Source organism: Paenalicyclobacillus macrosporangiidus, from assembly GCF_900116805.1.
Classification (GTDB): Bacteria; Bacillota; Bacilli; order Alicyclobacillales; family Alicyclobacillaceae; genus Alicyclobacillus_H; species Alicyclobacillus_H macrosporangiidus.
This window is the reverse complement of the sequence record NZ_FPBV01000094.1, coordinates 1-1,140: the sequence shown is the minus strand read 5'-3', so window position 1 is coordinate 1,140 and position 1,140 is coordinate 1. Positions and strand designations below refer to the sequence as shown.

Below are 1,140 nucleotides of genomic sequence, written 5' to 3'. Positions count from 1 at the left end.
GGCACGACGTTCCTCTGGTGTCTCGTCTTTCAAACCGCGCTCAATCTTGAACAGCCTGTTGCAGTACTCAAGCCCAATCCGGGCTGCTGTCGGTTTTTTCCGTTCGGCTGTCGGCAGAGCTGTGAGCGCCTCGTCAAACTTGCGCCTCGCGTGTGCCCAGCACCCCACCAAGGTGACGCCCTCGATGTCGTGGTATCCGCTGTACCCATCCACATGCAGGTAACCCTTGAATCCCCCGAGGAACCGCCTTGGATGCTCCCTCGAGCGGGTCTCCTGGTAGTCGAACAGGACGATGGGGGGCCCATCCCGGCCGCTGCGGTACAGCCACATGTACGACTCCGACTCGGCCGCCCGTCCAGGCTCGTGCAGCACTTGCAGCGTCGTCTCGTCCGCGTGCAGGTACTTTCGTGAAAGCATCTCCTCGTGCAGTCGGTCATACACCAGGCTCAGCCATCGTGTCGCGCCTATCACGACCCAGTTCGCTAAGGTCTGCCGCGACAATGCCAGGTCCTTCCGGGCGAATTGCTGCTCCTGCCGGTACAGTGGCAATCCGTCCACGTACTTCTTGTCAATCACATGTGCCAGCATCGAGGCGGACGCCAGACTGCCCGGGATCGGGGGCCTGGGCATCTGCGCCTTGACCATCGGTGTTTCGGTCCCATGCTTGTCACACGGCCGGCACGCGTATTTATACTGCACATGTTCGACCAGCACCGTCTGAGCCGGGATGTGCTTGAGCTCACGACGGACCTCAGCGCCCACCTCGTCCATGACTGCGTTGCAGCACGAGCAGATCCGCTCTTGCTCCGACAAACGGTATTCAATCCGCTCCACAGGCAGATCTGCGAGCATGGCCTCCCGCTGGCCAGGCTGTTTCTTGCGTCGTTGATACGTAACCGTCTCGACAGTGGGTTCCTCTGCCTCCGGTTGCGCCTCCGCCTCGGCCTCGTTAAACACCAGGTCCAATCGAACCTGGTCCTCTTTCGTGCGTTCGCTGGATTTCCCGAACTGCCGATGGCGGGCCAGGCGAAGCTCTTCCAACAGCAGCTTCACCTGCTTTTTCAGCTCCGCGTTTTCCCGCTCCAACGCTTCGTAGCGTTCCTGCAGGGATTCCGGTTGGTTGGTGGTCACCGTCGTCGT

1 protein-coding gene is annotated in these 1,140 nt (G+C 60.9%); it reads right to left on the bottom strand.

Translation table 11 applies throughout. The features are described 5' to 3' along the window. The coding region (gene tnpC, locus BM357_RS18850; RefSeq protein WP_425426574.1) for an IS66 family transposase at nt 1-1,086 on the bottom strand (1,086 nt) is incomplete at its 3' end. Between the last annotated feature and the right edge of the window lie 54 nt (nt 1,087-1,140).